A 15,135-nucleotide genomic window follows, 5' to 3' on the forward strand; every position below is an offset into this window, starting at 1 on the left:
TATTAATGTCACAGGAGGTGATTAGCAGTGCTTCGCGTCTTTGTAGGTTTTGATGAGCGTCAGCGTGTTTCGTTTACCACGCTAGCTACCTCAATCTTTGAAACAGCTTCGAAACCAGTTTTAGTGAGCCCTTTGGTTCTTAGAACTTTGCCGATTACTCGCAGAGGACTAACGCCTTTCACTTTCTCGCGATTTTTAGTGCCTTGGCTGTGCAACTTTCAAGGCGCGGCGATATTCATGGATGCTGATATGTTGCTGGCGTCAGATATTACGGAGCTTGAACAGCAAATTGCGGATGAGACTGCAGTATCTGTCGTGAGGTCGTTAGATCAGTACGAGCAAACGTCCTTTATGCTAATAAATTGTGCGCACCCCTCCCACAGGGTACTGACCCCGCAGTTTATTCAGGACACGGAGATTAATCTCCATGCCCTGGAGTGGGTGGGCGATAGTGAAGTTGGGTCATTGGATGCAAAATGGAATCAGTTGATAGGGTACCAAAATATTGATTTTTCTAAAGGGAATATCCATTACACGATGGGAGTTCCAGCATTCCCAGAAACAGCAACCTCCCCCGGCGCAGACTTGTGGAGAAAGAACGCTTCATTGGGTATGTCTGCGGTTCCATGGGCTGAAATTATGGGGCAGTCAGTGCATGCAATCAATATAGAAGGTGTTAGGTTGCCGCGTTATGTTTGGAATTTCGACACCAACCAGCCCTATCCAGAGCATATGGAGCTCGTGCAAAAACTGGTGTTAGAGCATCGAGCTCAAAAGTCCCAGGCTAATCAGGGCTGATCCACTTCGCCATGTGTTGCTTTAGGCTCAACGACTACCATAATACCGTGGCCATAAACTTGATGACGTTGAAGAACAGCGACCTCAAAAAAATCAGATAATCTGGGAAGCCACCATGAACTGGGTTGCTGAATGAGATGGGCGTTACGACCGTCTGACAGCGTTTTTCCGGCTGGCCCCTGATGGATGGTAAAAAACCCAATTTTGGTGACTAGCGTTGCTAGCTCGGCTAGTACATTTTCGAGTAACTTGGGCTCGATATGTTCTAAAACGTCAATACAGCAAACAAGGTCGGCTGGTTTGGGGGAGCCGTACTCTGGAAAGGCCGGATCATAAGGTTGGTAAATGAGATTCTGAGTGACACCAAGTTGCTGTAAGCTGCTAAGCAATCGCTGCTTTCCAGCGCCATAATCAGTAAGAGAACTACAGTTGGTTTTGCGGATTAAATCTGCCACCGAAGGCGCAAATTGCGTCGAAGCCACCCCGTAGTTTGGGTTCTCATGAAGCTTTTTCTGCTCGGCTAAGTATTCATCGCTGATTGTTTTAGAAGACATGGGATATTGAACCGTGCTGGTGCACTTTTTGAGTATTGAACGCTAAGACTACAGGTTTAGGACCGAGCTTTGAATATTTTGATGCTAGACAATTACGACTCTTTTACCTGGAATATTGTTCAGTACCTTTGGGAGCTGGGCGCCCAGGTTGAGGTGCATCGTAATGATGAAATCGACCTTGAAGGTATTGAACGGCTTGCCCCAGCGGGTATTTGTATTTCTCCTGGGCCTTGCTCGCCAAAAGAGGCGGGAATCTCTATGGAGGTTATCGAGCACTTTGCCGGGAAATTGCCAATATTTGGCGTTTGCCTTGGGCAGCAGTCGATAGGCGCGGTTTTTGGCGGTGACGTTGTGCGCGCTGAAAAGGTTATGCACGGAAAAACCAGCGCGGTACATCACACAGGTCAGGGCGTTTTTAAAAATTTACCCAGCCCGTTCAATGCGACGCGTTACCACAGCCTTGTAGTGGCAGAAGCATCTTTGCCCGAATGTCTTGAGGTTACTGCATGGACTGAGACCCCCGATGGAGCCAGAGAAGCCATTATGGGGTTACGTCATCGTGAATTGGCGGTTGAAGGTGTACAGTTTCACCCGGAGTCGATTCTGTCCGAGCATGGACACGCTCTGCTTAAAAACTTTTTAGACCGCTTGTAACGCTATTTTTGATGTCGTAGATAGCCCAATAAATTCAGGACCAAAATTGTAGTGATGAATATTAAACAAGCGTTGCACCATCTGGCCGATGGGCAATCATTATCAAGAGATGAGATGCGCGGGGTGATGACCGAAGTCATGACCGGTGTAGCGACTCCGGCTCAAATCGGTGCGCTTCTTATTGCCTTACGGATCAGGGGCGAGACCATAGATGAGATCGTCGGTGCCGCAGAGGTCATGCGCAGTTTGGTCACCCGAGTGCAGGTATCCCAAGAACGTTTGGTAGATCTCGTGGGTACTGGGGGCGATGGTGCAAATCTGTTTAATGTTTCAACTGCGGCGAGTTTTGTTGTTGCCGCCGCCGGTGGTCGAGTGGCAAAACATGGCAATCGCTCTGTTTCAAGCTCAAGCGGCTCTTCCGACGTACTAGAGACTCTGGGGGTGCCCCTTGATCTCTCCCCGGTTCACATTGCGAAGAGCATTGAGGCAGTTGGGCTGGGTTTTATGTTTGCGCCGGCACACCATGGCGCCATGAAGCATGCGGTAGGTCCCAGAAAAGACTTAGGAATGCGAACGTTGTTCAATATCTTGGGACCGCTGACGAATCCGGCTCACGTTGAGCGTCAGGTTTTGGGGGTATTTGCCCCCCACCTTTGCCAGTCGATAGCGGAGTCGCTCAGTAAACTGGGCAGTAAGCACGCGCTGGTTCTCAGCAGTACCGATGGTCTCGATGAAATTTCTATCGCCGCACCTACGGCAGTTTGGGAGATGCGCGGCGGAGTGGTTGAGCGCTTTCAGATTGATCCTTCCGACTACGGGCATGGCCATAAAAGTCTTTTGGGTCTGGAAGTTGCCTCTGCGCAGGAATCTGCTGACTTGATCAAATCAGCGCTCTCTTTAGCGTCGGGTGAAGGGGCTGAGCGAGCACGCTCCATGATTGCTTTAAATGCCGGTGCAGCGATCTATGTGTCGGGGGTTGCGAAAACATTGAAGGCGGGAATTATAGCCGCCGATGACGCGATTGCTTCTGGAGCAGCCCTAGATAAGCTCGACGCCTTTGTAGGCTTTACCAATCAGTTACGGGCTGAAGCATCATGAGTGGAAAATTAGCCACCCCCACGGTTCTTAAGAAAATTATCGATCGGAAAGTTGAGGAAGTGGCTGATCGTAAGCGTCGGCAAGATATAGCCGCAGTGAAGGGCTTGGCCGCCGAGGCGTCATCGACACGGGGTTTTATCGGGGCGTTACAGCATCGCCTCATTGAAGGTCAGTCTGCGGTTATCGCTGAGGTGAAAAAGGCAAGTCCGAGTAAAGGCGTCATCCGCGCAGATTTCCGGCCCGCAGACATTGCTGCGAGCTACGAGGCGGGGGGTGCAGCCTGTCTGTCTGTGCTTACAGATATCGATTTTTTTCAGGGTGCCGATATTTATTTATCTGAAGCCCGCAGCGCCTGCTCAATCCCAGTAATTCGCAAAGATTTCACCATTGATCCCTATCAAATATGGGAAGCTCGAGCACTTGGAGCCGATGCTGTTTTACTCATTGTGTCCTGTCTTGAGTTCTCGCAGTTACAAGAGCTTTATGGGGTCGCGAAAGAAGCAGGACTCGACGCCTTAATTGAGGTTCATGACCGGTCCGAGCTCGAAGAAGCCCTGCAGCTAAAGCCTGAGTTGATTGGCATTAACAATCGCGATTTACACACCTTTGAAACCGACTTGGCGACGACTCTTAATTTGCTGTCGGAGATTCCCGAATCTATTCAGGTGGTTACTGAGAGCGGGATTCATACCACTGAAGACGTGAACCGCATGCGAGCTGCAGGGGTAGACACCTTTCTTGTTGGTGAGGCTTTTATGCGGGCGGCTGACCCCGGTTCAGAACTAAATCGGCTTTTTTATTAGCCGCGATGAACGTCGGTTTAAACCCTCTGAAAAAATACATGACATAGCAAAGGTCATGATGAGCCCCAGAGTTTCGGACTTCGTTTTCATTTAAACGACCGGCTGTGACGGATTGCTGTGGCGTATTAGCCGGGTTCACTGGGCAAGGGTTCTTTGGGTTCTCGCAACACCACAATCGTTTTGCCGGCGACTTCGATAAGCCCGTCCTGGCGCAGAGCTTTAAGTACTCTGCCAGCCATTTCTCGGGAGCAGCCCACAATTTTCCCAAGTTCTTGGCGCGTGATGCGAATTTGCATGCCCTCGGGGTGTGTCATTGCGTCGGGCTGGTTCGTCAGGTCGTTTAAGGTTTGGGCGATGCGACCTGCGACGTCGACAAAAGCGAGGTCAGTCAATTTTCGGGTGGTTGTTCGCAGTCGATGACCTATTTGAGTGGCCAGCACGTACAGAATTTCTGGATAATTGCCGCGCACCTGATGAAAACGTTCATAACTAATTCTGGCGACCTCTACGGGTACTCTGGCGACAAGGTTGGCTGTACGAGCCTCTTCGCCAAACAAACCCATCTCGCCAAAAAAATCTCCAGGATTGAGATAGCTCACGACCATCTCCTGGTGGGCGTCATCGTCATCGCCGTCAATAATGACGGCGACTGAACCTTCTAGAATTAAGTAAATGGAATCGCTGGGATCGCCCTGCTTCACAATGGTCTGACGTTGCTTAAAGGTAAGCCGCTCACATTGTCGTAGGAAGTTTTCAGCCTCAGGGATTTGGCGCAGGACTTCAGCTTTCATTTTGGGATATTCCTCACAGTATCCGATTGGCAGTCTGAGCTATTAATTACCGCAGCTCAACGGCTAAATTTAAACAAAATAAAGCGCTGAGAGCTCTTTATTTAACAATATTCAAATCAACCTCAAATAATAGGCCCTCAGATTGTTCTAGAAAGTGTTTCACCTCTGGCAGTCGCGGCAGAACTTGCGAGGCGCTACGAGACCTGAATCACAGTATCTGCTTTGCAGCTTGGCCTTATAACCCTCGGCGCTCAACCGCTAGTCGGGTCTTATGACGTTGGGTTCGGAAGTCGTTAATATGCCCCGTCAGAGAAGTAGACAGTTTTTTTAAGGCAGCAACGCGGAGTGTTAGAGCGATGAAGGGTACGGTGAAGTGGATGGATGGCGCGATGTTTGTAGCCGAGTCAGGTAGCGGACATACGGTGGTCATGGATGGCCCTGAGGAACTGGGGGGTCGTAATCAGTCTCTCAGACCCATGGAAATGCTGCTTTTGGGTACCGGCGGGTGTGCTATTTACGACGTCATTGCCATGCTTAAGAAGTCGAGGCAGCAAGTCACTGATTGTCGCGTTGAGCTTCAGGCGGAGCGCGTTGATGCGGTGCCTGCGGTCTTCGAGTCGATGAACTTACATTTCGTAGTGACGGGTCATGGCGTCAAGGAAAGCCAAGTTCGGCGTGCGGTTGAACTCTCCGCAGAAAAATACTGTTCGGCGTCCATTATGTTGTCGAAGGCTGGGGTGCGGGTATCCCACAGTTTCGCTGTGGAAGAAGCCTAAATACTCCCATGCCATGGCGAACAGGCAGAGACTGACTAAATCCAGTAAGTGCTGGTCGTCATCAGCTTAGACGCTTGAGTCATGGCGCGCTTCACTGGCTGTGGCAGTTCAAGCCCACCGGCTTTAAGAGCGTTTTCTCCATGACGTTCCTCATCCTCAAGCATTGTTTGAAGGATGAGCTGCGACTTTCGGTCGGTTTCAGGCAATGTTTTTAGATGGCTACGCAAATGGCTTGCAACACGCTCTTCCGTAGCGTGGACAAACCCCAAGCTAACGCTGTCGCCGACCAAGCCGGCAGCTGCTCCCATGGCCAGCGAGGCACCATAAAAAAGAGGGTTGAGCACGCTGGGCCGAGTGCCTAGCTCTTCTAAGCGCTCCTCGCACCAAACTAAGTGGTCGATTTCCTCTTGTGCAGCTTCTTGCATCTCGGTTCGGGTGCCGGCTGACTTTGCGGTCATGGCCTGCCCCTGATATAGCGCTTGAGCACAGACTTCGCCGGTGTGGTTGACCCGCATGAGCCCCCCAGAATGCTTGCGCTCCCGATCAGACAGCGCACCGTCACTGTGTCCAGCCGCGGGGGAGGGTCGCATTGCAGAGGCACCGCGGCGTGCGAGGGTTTTAAGCATGCCATCGACTTCAACCAGCAGCCGGTCCACGGAGGTCAGTTCACGTTGGCTCATAGCGAGATACTCTTGTTTTGATGCCCTTACTCTAGCGATCTATCGCTCGCCAGCCAATATCCCGTCGCAAGGTTTTTCCGGGCCACTGGATTTTGTCTGCGGCATCATAGGCTGACGTTTGCGCAGAGCAAATATCCACCCCTAAAGCGGTCACACACAAGACCCTGCCTCCACTGGTGTGATAAACGCCGTCTTTATTTTCGGTGCCGGCGTGAAAGACTTTTACTCCGTCAGAGTCAGCGTCGGTCAGCCCCTCAATAATTGCGCCCTTGGGGTAGCTTCCCGGGTAGCCCTCGGCCGCAAGCACGACCCCCAGGGCAGCTCGGTCATCCCACTCAGCGGTTGTGGCGCTCAGATTTCCAGCGAGTGCGGCAAGACAAAGCGCATCAAGGTCACTTTGCAGCCGCATCATAATTGGCTGTGTCTCTGGGTCCCCAAAGCGGCAGTTAAATTCGATCACCCGTGGGTTGCCCGACTCGTCGATCATGAGCCCTGCGTATAAAAAGCCGGTGTAGGGCATGCCGTCCGCAGCCATGCCCGCCAATGTCGGGTTGATGACTTCACGCATAATGCGTTCATGGATGGCGGGCGTCACGACCGGCGCTGGCGAATAGGCACCCATGCCGCCGGTATTTGGGCCAGTGTCGCCTTCTCCAATACGTTTATGGTCCTGGCTACTGGCCATAGGCAGCGCGTGTTGGCCATCTGCAATCACGATGAAGCTGGCTTCTTCCCCTGCTAGGAATTCCTCTATGACTACTCGGCAACCTGCCTCTCCAAAGGCATTGCCCGACAGCATATCAGTGACCGCCTCTTCAGCTTGGGCCAGTGTTTCGGCGACGATAACGCCTTTTCCCGCCGCGAGACCGTCAGCTTTTATGACTATGGGTGCGCCATTAGCACGCAGGTAGGCTAGGGCGGGCTCAAGCTCGGTGAAGTTGGCATAGTCGCCGGTTGGAATATTGTGACGGGCCAGAAAATCCTTGGTGAACGCTTTGGAGCCCTCTAATTGCGCCGCCGCTTTGCTAGGTCCAAAGCAGGCAAGTCCGCGAGCTGTAAAGTCATTAACAATTCCACCCACCAAAGGCGCCTCGGGGCCGATCACTGTCAGGGCAATGTCGTGACTCTCGACAAAGTTCGCTAATCCGTCAAAGTCCATGACGTCCAAGGCAACGTTAGTGACTCCAGATTCCCCCGCTGTTCCCGCGTTACCCGGTGCTGCATAGACATGATCAACGTGGGTCGCCTGGGCAAGCTTCCAGCATAACGCATGCTCGCGGCCACCACTGCCCACAACCAGAATATTCATCTTCAGGCTCCTCGTTGCCGGTTAGTGACGGAAGTGCCGCATGCCCGTGAAGACCATCGCCATACCGGCTTCGTCTGCGGCGGCAATAATTTCTTCATCGCGAATTGAGCCACCGGGCTGAATCACCGCAGCGATACCGCGTTCTGCAGCATTGTCGATCCCATCGCGAAAAGGGAAGAAAGCATCCGATGCCATGATGGCACCCTGAACCTCAAGGTTGGCATGCTCCGCTTTAATCGCCGCAATGCGCGCAGAATTGACGCGGGACATTTGTCCTGCACCAACGCCAATCGTTCGATTGTTGGCTGCATAAATGATGGCATTCGACTTCACAAATTTGGCAACCTTCCAGGCAAACAGTAAATCGAGCCACTCTTGCTCAGTCGGTTGACGCTGACTGACGACTTGCAGGTCGTCCCGCGTAATCATGCCGTCATCACGATCTTGCACCAACAATCCTCCGTTGACGCGCTTGAAGTCTTGGGCGCCGACGGGAGAGGCCCACTGGCCGGTTTTAAGAACACGGATATTTTTCTTCTCCGCGATCACCGGCAATGCTGCGGCATTGATCTCTGGCGCAATAATGACCTCAACAAATTGTCGGTCAACAATGACTTGGGCTGTGGCAGCGTCTAATTCGCGGTTAAACGCGATAATGCCGCCAAAGGCAGACTCGGGGTCGGTGTTAAAAGCAAGGTCGTAGGCTTCACCGAGAGAGTCCGATACCGCAACCCCACAGGGGTTGGCGTGCTTAACAATGACGCAGGCCGGGTCTTCGAAATTTTTGACGCACTCTAAGGCGGCGTCAGTATCGGCAACATTATTGTAAGACAGAGCCTTACCCTGCAGCTGAGTAGTGGTGGCGATGCCGACTTCCTGCGGCGAGTGCTCTTTATAAAAAGCGGCTTGCTGGTGAGGGTTTTCGCCGTAGCGCATGGTTTCGGCTTTGACGAGCTGCAGGTTAAGGGTGCGGGGAAAACCCTGGCTCCCATTACCAAGCTGCTGGCCGAAGTAGTTGGCAATCGCGCCGTCATAATGCGCCGTATGTTCATAAGCTTTAATAGCCAGATCAAAGCGAGTTTCGTATCTAATGGCGTTGTTGTTGGCGTCGAGCTCTTCTATCAGGCAGGCATAATCGCCGGCGTCGACGACGATGGTCACGTCACGGTGATTCTTTGCAGCAGCACGAACCATGGTGGGTCCGCCGATATCGATATTTTCAATAGCATCTTCGAGGCTACAGTCTGGGCGAGCAACGGTTGCCTCAAAGGGATACAGATTAACCACAACCATATCGATAGGGGCAATATCATGGCTGGCCATAACACCATCGTCAGTACCGCGACGCCCTAAAATACCGCCGTGGATGGTGGGGTGCAGCGTCTTGACGCGTCCGTCCATCATCTCAGGAAAACCGGTGTGATCAGAAACTTCGGTAACGGGCAGCCCAGCTTCCCGAAGCAGTTTGCAGGTTCCTCCAGTAGACAGTAAAGCCACGTGACGATCGATAAGTGCCTGAGCGAACTCAACGATGCCGGTCTTGTCAGAAACGCTGATAAGGGCGCGGCGTACAGGGGCTAGATGTGACTCAGTCATAATATGAAGGGTCCTAAAGGGAAAGGTTAAAGACTTTAAATGAGATGGTACTGGCGGAGTTTTTTACGCAGCGTGCCTCGGTTTAGGCCTAACATCGCGGCGGCTTTACTTTGGTTACCCCCTGTCTCCTTGAGGACTGCACGAAACAGCGGTTCTTCGACCTGAGCAAGCACCAACGCGTGCAGGTCAGTGCAGGTCGCGCCGTCAAGTTGCTCAAAGTAGTGGGTAATGCTCTCCTTGGCACTTTCGCGAAGGGGGCGTGGTGGGGCGGTTTTAGTATCGGAGGTCACGCGGCGAGCTCGTTATTTTGGCAGTGGCTTCCCAGTGTTTGGAGTAGGGCCTGCTGAGCTTCGGTATCTTCCAAAGCATTGAAGTGCCGCTTCCAGCTTAAGAAGGTGCTGGGTAGATCGGCCTCAATCGCGTCAAAAAACCAGCCCACGTGTTTCCGGGCTATTCGTATCCCCATGAAGTCACCGTAAAAATCATGCAGGGCGGTTAGGTGTGTGCGCATTTGTAAAAAGCGTTCAGCATGTGAGGGCTGTATGGCAAGCGCCCCAGATAACGCTTGAGCGATGGCGCCTGGTAGCCAGGGGCGACCTAAGGCTGCTCGACCAATCATGACTCCTGCTGCACCCGTCTGCTCCAGCACCGCAAGCGCCTTTGTTGGAGTGGTGATATCGCCATTGGCCAACACGGGGATACCCACAGCATCGACGATAGCCGCAATCGTGCAATATTCCGCCTCACCCTTAAATCGATCGGCTCTAGTTCTACCGTGAACAGTGAGCATCTGAATGCCTGCATCTTCTGCAATTTTCGCGATGGCAACCCCGTTGCGCTGCTGTGGTGAAACGCCAGTGCGAATTTTAAGAGTGACGGGTACATCAACCGCAGCAACTACGGCCTTTAAAATTTCCTCCACCCGCCGCTCATCGGCCAGAAGGGCAGAGCCCGCGGCTTTTTTGCAGACTTTTTTCGCCGGGCAGCCCATGTTGATGTCAATAATATCAGCACCGTCATCGGCATTGAGCCTCGCGGCCTCTGCGAGCTGCTGGGCTTCGTTGCCAACAATTTGAACGGATCGAAGCCCGCTTTGGGCATTGTGACAGCGACGCAATGATGACTTGCGTGACGTCATTAATTTTGGGTCGGAGGTCAGCATTTCTGCCACTGCCATGCCAGCACCTAGACCGACACAAAGCTCGCGTAGTGGTAGGTCAGTGACGCCGGCCATGGGCGCGAGCACCACGGGGTTCGCCAGTTTCAAGGCGCCAATCTGCAAACCTGCAGGCACAGAGCTGCCCGCATCCCCAGTACGACACGAAGAGGAACAGATTGCTTTTGGGGTTGGCGTATCAGCCACAAACTCTCACCAGAGCGCTAACTGGGGCCGCAAAGCATACAGCGCAATGGCGCAAGGATGAAGCAGAAAGGTTAAATTTTGATCAGTTGTGCGCGGCAAACGCATCATCGCTAAGTGTGTTCGGTGATCTAAACGGAGATCTGCATTTGTGCCAATCCATTAGACAGGTCGAGTCGTATGGTTCAGAATGCGCCGAAAAGCAATATAACTGACGTGAACTAGCAGCGAATTGTCGAGATGTCTGATATTTTGTTAATCAACGGACCCAACTTAAATTTGTTGGGGTCACGAGAGCCTGATCGTTACGGGAGCGAATCTCTTGAGACGATTACGGCTAGGCTGCGTGTCGACGCAGAACGTGCGGGAGCTTCCTTTTCTTGCGTTCAAAGTAATGCCGAACACGAGCTAATAGAAGTCATCCACAGTGCACCGGCAGCCGATACGCGTTTTATCATTATCAATCCCGCTGCTTTTACCCACACCAGCATTGCACTGCGCGACGCCCTACTGGGGGTGGCTATCCCGTTCATTGAGGTGCATATATCCAATGTGCATGCCCGGGAAGCCTTTCGCCAGCATAGCTATCTGTCTGATATTGCCGAAGGTGTTATCTGCGGCCTGGGCAGTTTTGGCTACGACTGCGCCCTCGCCGGGGCCTTGAAACAAATTTCTTCAAATCTTAAGCCTGCTTGAGGACCGTTACTATGGATATCCGCAAAGTCAAAAAATTGATTGAGCTGTTGGAAGAGTCAGATATTGACGAAATCGAAATTATTGAGGGTGAAGAGTCGGTGCGCATAAGCCGCAACAGCCATGCCGCCCACTTGGGCGCAAGCTATGCGCCACCGGTTGCTATGCCTGCACCGGCGGCTCTAGCCGCCGCCCCTGCGGCTGCCCCAGCCGCGCCAGAGCCGGCAGCAGAGGCTATTTCTACAGATAACGCGGTGTTGTCGCCGATGGTCGGTACCTTTTACCGCTCTCCCAGCCCAGAGGCCAGCGCTTTCGTTGAGGTAGGCCAAACGGTACGGGTCGGGGACGTTCTGTGCATTGTTGAGGCCATGAAGATGATGAATCAGATCGAGGCTGATCGAGCCGGCACGGTAACGGCCATTCACGTCGCCGATGGCGAGCCCGTAGAATTTGACCAACCCCTCATCACCATTGCCTGACCCTGGAGGTAGCCCTGTGCGCTGCCGACCGAGAGGAATCATTTGATGTTAGAGAGAGTTTTGATCGCCAATCGTGGCGAAATTGCCCTTCGAATTATGCGCGCCTGCCGCGAGCTGGGTATTGAGACCGTCGCGGTGCATTCAACAGCAGATCGTGAGCTGAAGCATGTCCGCCTTGCAGATCAGGCCGTGTGTATTGGACCGCCAAACTCAACGCTGAGTTATTTGAATGTGCCTGCGATTATTAGTGTGGCTGAGGTGACGAATACTGACGCCATTCATCCCGGCTATGGGTTTTTATCGGAAAACGCCGATTTTGCTGAGCAGGTCGAGAAGAGCGGTTTCGTATTTATTGGCCCCACCGCAGAAACCATTCGTCTGATGGGCGACAAAGTGTCGGCAAAACACCAAATGCAACGCTCTGGTGTGCCAACGGTTCCCGGGTCAGAGGGAGCTATTCCCGATGATCCTGACGAGATTTTGCGTATTGCTCGAGATATTGGTTATCCGGTCATTGTCAAAGCCGCGGCGGGCGGTGGCGGCCGCGGTATGCGGGTGGTTCATAACGAGGAAGTACTGCTCAGCTCAATTCAAGTGACTCAGTCTGAGGCCAAGGCGGCCTTTGGGTCACCGGTGGTATACATTGAGAAATTCCTTCAGCGACCTCGTCACGTGGAGATCCAGGTGCTTGCGGATGGTCAAGGCAATGCCGTTCACCTAGGTGACCGTGACTGCTCGTTGCAGCGGCGGCACCAGAAAGTTATTGAAGAGGCGCCTGCCCCCGGAATTGATGACAAGCTGCGCGCCGAAATCGGTGAGGCTTGTGTCAAAGCGTGTATCGATATTGGTTACCGCGGTGCGGGGACCTTTGAGTTTTTATACGAAGATGGCGGTTTTTATTTCATCGAGATGAATACGCGGGTTCAGGTTGAACATCCAGTCACCGAGATGATTACCGGGGTGGATATTGTCAGGGAGCAATTGCTGATTGCCTCTGGGGAGAAGCTTTCGATTCGCCAGGAAGACGTGGTGTTTAACGGCCACGCCTTAGAGTGCCGAATCAATGCCGAGGATCCACGAAATTTCTTGCCATCTCCTGGCAGAATCAACACGTTTCATGCCCCGGGTGGACCGGGAGTTCGGGTGGATTCCCATGTTTACAGTGGCTATACAGTTCCGCCCCACTACGACAGCTTGATTGGTAAGTTGATTACCCACGGAGATACCCGCGCTGGGGCGCTCGTAAAAATGCGCCAGGCTCTCGATGAGCTAGTTGTTGAGGGTATACGCACCAATGCCGCTTTGCACCGTGAGCTGGTGGTTGACCCCTCGTTTATGGCGGGTGGCGTCAGCATTCACTACCTCGAGAGTAAATTGGAACACGAGCATTGACCGACGCCGGCTGGCAAGAGCTACGGTTCAATACCACTCCCAACCATATCGACAGTCTTGAGGATTGGTTGTTTGAGCAGGGCGCCCTCGCGGTGACCTTGGAGGACAACGCTGACGAGCCACTACTTGAGCCGGGCCCCGGTGAGACACCCCTGTGGCAAAACATCAAACTGGTGGCGTTGTTCGAGACGGGCCTAGATCTTTCTCAGATTCTGGCTGAAGTGCCATCACAGTGGGTGACCGCGTCGGCGGAGGAGGCCAAATTTGTTCCTGATCAAGACTGGGAACGCGCGTGGATGGCAGACTTTGAACCCTTACAGATGGGTAATCGGCTTTGGATCTGCCCGAGTTGGTGCGAGCCCCCAGACCCTAATGCCGTCAACATCAATTTGGATCCGGGTCTAGCATTTGGCACTGGGACACATCCCACCACGGCAATGTGCTTGGCTGAACTGGACGCCAGTATTAAGCACGGAATAAACCTTATCGATTACGGCTGCGGCTCTGGCATTTTGGCGATTGCCGGTTTGAAGTTGGGGGCTGCCAAAGCCTTTGCTGTCGACAATGATCCGCAGGCGGTAACCGCCACACTCGATAACGCCCAGCGCAATGCGATTGCTGAGGAACAGCTTGACGTGTTTTTGGTATCTCAGACAGATGCCAAGGCGCGCCTGCGACCCGTTGAGCTGGTGGTTGCCAATATACTCGCAGGCCCTTTGGAGGCGCTGGCACCGACGTTGATAGATTTGATCAAGCCCGGGGGCCGTTTGATTTTGGCAGGTCTGCTCAGTGAGCAGGCAGTGGGCCTAATTGCCGCTTATAAGCCCTGGGTAACTCTGACCGCAGTGCAAGAAAAGGAAGGTTGGACGTTACTAGCGGGTGAAAAGCTTCCCGAGTGACGCTGCCGCGGTCCACCCGTTTTTGCTAGATCCAAACCATAGGTTTCTCAAGCCATGGCCGGCGGTAAGAACGCGTTTGCTCTGGCCGCAATGCCCTCCAGTGCAATGTTTGGGGTCAGCGAATGCTTATTGTAAGAGCCGTGCCATGCTGCCAGCGTTTGGTTGTCAGTGCCGTCGAGTTAGCCTTGGGCCAATAACTCGCGCAGGTCAATGAGAGCGGCGTTTGCCCGTGAAATATAGTTGGCCATAACCAACGAGTGGTTAGCCCATAGGCCAAAGCCCGAGCCATTCAAGATGATAGGGCTCCACACGGTTGCTTGTGTTGCCTCTAGCTCTCTAATGATTTGCTGCAAACTGACCCGGGCATTCTTCTTTTCCAAGACGCTAGCAAAATCGATTTCAGCACCTTTTAAAAAATGGATTAATGCCCAGGCGGCCCCGCGGCTTTCATAAAAGACATCATCAACCTCAGACCATGGCGTTTTGATTTCTTCGTCCTCGGGATCATCGGTTGCAGCCGCTGCAGTAGGTTCCCCTGCTAAATCCGTATTGAGACGCCGCTGTCCCACACTGGCCGACAAGCGCTGGGAAAGGCTGCCTAGACGCTTTTCAATCATCCCCAGCCAAAACCCTAAGTTGTCGGCACGGGCATAGAATTGGGCACCTTCAGAGCCCCGCTCAGGAAGGCGCGCTAGGTAAGCTTTCAGATATTTATTGGCGCTGCGGTACTCCCGTTCAGAGGCTGGGAGTATCCAGCTATCTGATTGAAAGTTGATTCTTGGCTCAGCGAGCGTCAGATCGACATCTTCACGGGATTGGCTTTGCGAGCGACTCAAGACCTCCCGTAGTGCTCTCGCAAGGTCTCGTGACTGCACGAGCACACCGTATTCCCAGTTGGGCATGTTGTCCATGAACAAGCCCGGTGGCAGCAGGTCGTTGTGGGTGTAGCCCCCGTCTTTTTCCAACAAGGTATCAATGACTTCGATCAGTGCAAGGGTGGTCGCACTCCCCGGAACCAAGGGCTGTCCGCTGGTTGCTGCATGGTTTTGAGTTTTCAATTGCATGTCAAAAGCGGGTGGTGCCGCACTCCACCAGATCCCCAATACAATGATGATGATCACATAGAGGGCACCGACCCCGGCGACGACTTTACTCATGGGACTGTCTGTTTTCAGAAAACCCGACAAAACCAAAGAGTCTTTGGCTTGCTGAAGGAAGGTACGAATCCGGGCGATTACAGACATCAGGCTGAA

At 53.0% G+C, this 15,135-nt stretch carries 17 protein-coding genes; 9 read left to right on the forward strand and 8 right to left on the reverse strand.

Annotation, left to right across the window (positions count from 1 at the left end; all coding sequences use genetic code 11):
• Positions 1–27 precede the first annotated feature (27 nt).
• Positions 28–798 (forward strand): hypothetical protein, encoded by a 771-nt coding sequence (locus ACMAZB_RS02000; RefSeq protein WP_435219140.1) that lies wholly within the window; start codon positions 28–30, stop codon positions 796–798.
• Here the strand turns inward: ACMAZB_RS02000 and ACMAZB_RS02005 are convergent.
• A complete protein-coding gene (locus ACMAZB_RS02005; protein ID WP_435219142.1) occupies positions 789–1,352 on the reverse strand; it encodes a hypothetical protein in 564 nt (187 codons plus the stop codon). The two genes, ACMAZB_RS02000 and ACMAZB_RS02005, sit on opposite strands and share 10 nt — an antisense overlap.
• Before the next feature lie 81 nt (positions 1,353–1,433).
• Between ACMAZB_RS02005 and ACMAZB_RS02010 the strand changes: the two genes are divergently transcribed.
• Genes ACMAZB_RS02010 through trpC form a run of 3 tightly spaced genes read left to right on the forward strand, consistent with a single transcriptional unit; the run spans position 1,434 to position 3,907 of the window.
• Positions 1,434–2,006, forward strand: coding sequence for an anthranilate synthase component II (locus ACMAZB_RS02010; protein WP_435220113.1), 573 nt, complete (start codon positions 1,434–1,436; stop codon positions 2,004–2,006).
• 54 nt (positions 2,007–2,060) lie between these two features.
• Positions 2,061–3,104: an anthranilate phosphoribosyltransferase gene (gene trpD / locus ACMAZB_RS02015; RefSeq protein WP_435219144.1), complete on the forward strand. Its 1,044-nt coding sequence runs from the start codon at positions 2,061–2,063 to the stop codon at positions 3,102–3,104.
• Positions 3,101–3,907 (forward strand): indole-3-glycerol phosphate synthase TrpC, encoded by an 807-nt coding sequence (trpC, locus tag ACMAZB_RS02020; protein ID WP_435219146.1) that lies wholly within the window; start codon positions 3,101–3,103, stop codon positions 3,905–3,907. The genes trpD and trpC overlap by 4 nt, the downstream gene beginning before the upstream one ends.
• 125 nt (positions 3,908–4,032) lie before the next feature.
• On the opposite strand, the gene crp is transcribed toward trpC, so the two are convergent.
• A complete protein-coding gene (gene crp / locus ACMAZB_RS02025) occupies positions 4,033–4,698 on the reverse strand; it encodes a cAMP-activated global transcriptional regulator CRP (protein ID WP_435219148.1) in 666 nt (221 codons plus the stop codon).
• A 356-nt stretch (positions 4,699–5,054) separates the two neighbouring features.
• Between crp and ACMAZB_RS02030 the strand changes: the two genes are divergently transcribed.
• Positions 5,055–5,474: an OsmC family protein gene (locus ACMAZB_RS02030; RefSeq protein WP_435219150.1), complete on the forward strand. Its 420-nt coding sequence runs from the start codon at positions 5,055–5,057 to the stop codon at positions 5,472–5,474.
• 35 nt (positions 5,475–5,509) lie between these two features.
• Here the strand turns inward: ACMAZB_RS02030 and coq7 are convergent, their stop codons facing one another.
• Genes coq7 through dusB form a run of 5 tightly spaced genes read right to left on the reverse strand, consistent with a single transcriptional unit; the run spans position 5,510 to position 10,293 of the window.
• On the reverse strand, positions 5,510–6,154 hold the full coding sequence (gene coq7 / locus ACMAZB_RS02035) for a 2-polyprenyl-3-methyl-6-methoxy-1,4-benzoquinone monooxygenase (RefSeq protein WP_435219152.1): 645 nt from the start codon (positions 6,152–6,154) through the stop codon (positions 5,510–5,512).
• Between the two features lie 31 nt (positions 6,155–6,185).
• Entirely contained in the window at positions 6,186–7,463 is a 1,278-nt protein-coding gene (purD, locus tag ACMAZB_RS02040) for a phosphoribosylamine--glycine ligase (RefSeq protein ID WP_435219154.1), read from the reverse strand.
• A 21-nt stretch (positions 7,464–7,484) separates the two neighbouring features.
• Positions 7,485–9,059 (reverse strand): bifunctional phosphoribosylaminoimidazolecarboxamide formyltransferase/IMP cyclohydrolase, encoded by a 1,575-nt coding sequence (gene purH / locus ACMAZB_RS02045; protein WP_435219156.1) that lies wholly within the window; start codon positions 9,057–9,059, stop codon positions 7,485–7,487.
• Between the two features lie 35 nt (positions 9,060–9,094).
• Positions 9,095–9,349: a DNA-binding transcriptional regulator Fis gene (gene fis, locus ACMAZB_RS02050; RefSeq protein WP_435219158.1), complete on the reverse strand. Its 255-nt coding sequence runs from the start codon at positions 9,347–9,349 to the stop codon at positions 9,095–9,097.
• Positions 9,346–10,293 (reverse strand): tRNA dihydrouridine synthase DusB, encoded by a 948-nt coding sequence (gene dusB / locus ACMAZB_RS02055; RefSeq protein ID WP_435220114.1) that lies wholly within the window; start codon positions 10,291–10,293, stop codon positions 9,346–9,348. Before dusB ends, fis begins: the two co-directional genes overlap by 4 nt.
• A 366-nt stretch (positions 10,294–10,659) precedes the next feature.
• On the opposite strand from dusB, the gene aroQ reads away from it, so the two are divergent.
• The 4 genes from aroQ to prmA are packed head-to-tail and all read left to right on the forward strand — an operon-like array spanning position 10,660 to position 13,882.
• Positions 10,660–11,115: a type II 3-dehydroquinate dehydratase gene (gene aroQ / locus ACMAZB_RS02060; protein ID WP_435219160.1), complete on the forward strand. Its 456-nt coding sequence runs from the start codon at positions 10,660–10,662 to the stop codon at positions 11,113–11,115.
• A gap of 11 nt (positions 11,116–11,126) precedes the next feature.
• On the forward strand, positions 11,127–11,591 hold the full coding sequence (gene accB, locus ACMAZB_RS02065; RefSeq protein WP_435219162.1) for an acetyl-CoA carboxylase biotin carboxyl carrier protein: 465 nt from the start codon (positions 11,127–11,129) through the stop codon (positions 11,589–11,591).
• A 45-nt stretch (positions 11,592–11,636) separates the two neighbouring features.
• Positions 11,637–12,983: an acetyl-CoA carboxylase biotin carboxylase subunit gene (gene accC, locus ACMAZB_RS02070; protein WP_435219164.1), complete on the forward strand. Its 1,347-nt coding sequence runs from the start codon at positions 11,637–11,639 to the stop codon at positions 12,981–12,983.
• A complete protein-coding gene (prmA, locus tag ACMAZB_RS02075) occupies positions 12,980–13,882 on the forward strand; it encodes a 50S ribosomal protein L11 methyltransferase (protein WP_435219166.1) in 903 nt (300 codons plus the stop codon). Before accC ends, prmA begins: the two co-directional genes overlap by 4 nt.
• Before the next feature lie 179 nt (positions 13,883–14,061).
• Here the strand turns inward: prmA and ACMAZB_RS02080 are convergent, their stop codons facing one another.
• Positions 14,062–15,126 (reverse strand): DUF2333 family protein, encoded by a 1,065-nt coding sequence (locus ACMAZB_RS02080; RefSeq protein ID WP_435219168.1) that lies wholly within the window; start codon positions 15,124–15,126, stop codon positions 14,062–14,064.
• Between the last annotated feature and the right edge of the window lie 9 nt (positions 15,127–15,135).

It is taken from the genome of Luminiphilus sp. nBUS_07, from assembly GCF_051201685.1.
Lineage (GTDB): Bacteria > Pseudomonadota > Gammaproteobacteria > Pseudomonadales > Halieaceae > Luminiphilus.

What these genes read in the sequence shown, in the direction of transcription:
- accC (WP_435219164.1), top strand. Translation starts at nt 11,637, where the DNA reads ATGTTAGAGAGAGTTTTGATCGCCAATCGTGGCGAAATTGCCCTTCGA.
- dusB (WP_435220114.1), bottom strand. Translation starts at nt 10,293, where the DNA reads ATGGCCGGCGTCACTGACCTACCACTACGCGAGCTTTGTGTCGGTCTA.
- purD (WP_435219154.1), bottom strand. Translation starts at nt 7,463, where the DNA reads ATGAATATTCTGGTTGTGGGCAGTGGTGGCCGCGAGCATGCGTTATGC.
- accB (WP_435219162.1), top strand. Translation starts at nt 11,127, where the DNA reads ATGGATATCCGCAAAGTCAAAAAATTGATTGAGCTGTTGGAAGAGTCA.
- purH (WP_435219156.1), bottom strand. Translation starts at nt 9,059, where the DNA reads ATGACTGAGTCACATCTAGCCCCTGTACGCCGCGCCCTTATCAGCGTT.
- aroQ (WP_435219160.1), top strand. Translation starts at nt 10,660, where the DNA reads ATGTCTGATATTTTGTTAATCAACGGACCCAACTTAAATTTGTTGGGG.
- trpC (WP_435219146.1), top strand. Translation starts at nt 3,101, where the DNA reads ATGAGTGGAAAATTAGCCACCCCCACGGTTCTTAAGAAAATTATCGAT.
- trpD (WP_435219144.1), top strand. Translation starts at nt 2,061, where the DNA reads ATGAATATTAAACAAGCGTTGCACCATCTGGCCGATGGGCAATCATTA.
- ACMAZB_RS02010 (WP_435220113.1), top strand. Translation starts at nt 1,434, where the DNA reads ATGCTAGACAATTACGACTCTTTTACCTGGAATATTGTTCAGTACCTT.
- ACMAZB_RS02030 (WP_435219150.1), top strand. Translation starts at nt 5,055, where the DNA reads ATGAAGGGTACGGTGAAGTGGATGGATGGCGCGATGTTTGTAGCCGAG.
- crp (WP_435219148.1), bottom strand. Translation starts at nt 4,698, where the DNA reads ATGAAAGCTGAAGTCCTGCGCCAAATCCCTGAGGCTGAAAACTTCCTA.
- ACMAZB_RS02080 (WP_435219168.1), bottom strand. Translation starts at nt 15,126, where the DNA reads ATGTCTGTAATCGCCCGGATTCGTACCTTCCTTCAGCAAGCCAAAGAC.
- ACMAZB_RS02005 (WP_435219142.1), bottom strand. Translation starts at nt 1,352, where the DNA reads ATGTCTTCTAAAACAATCAGCGATGAATACTTAGCCGAGCAGAAAAAG.
- coq7 (WP_435219152.1), bottom strand. Translation starts at nt 6,154, where the DNA reads ATGAGCCAACGTGAACTGACCTCCGTGGACCGGCTGCTGGTTGAAGTC.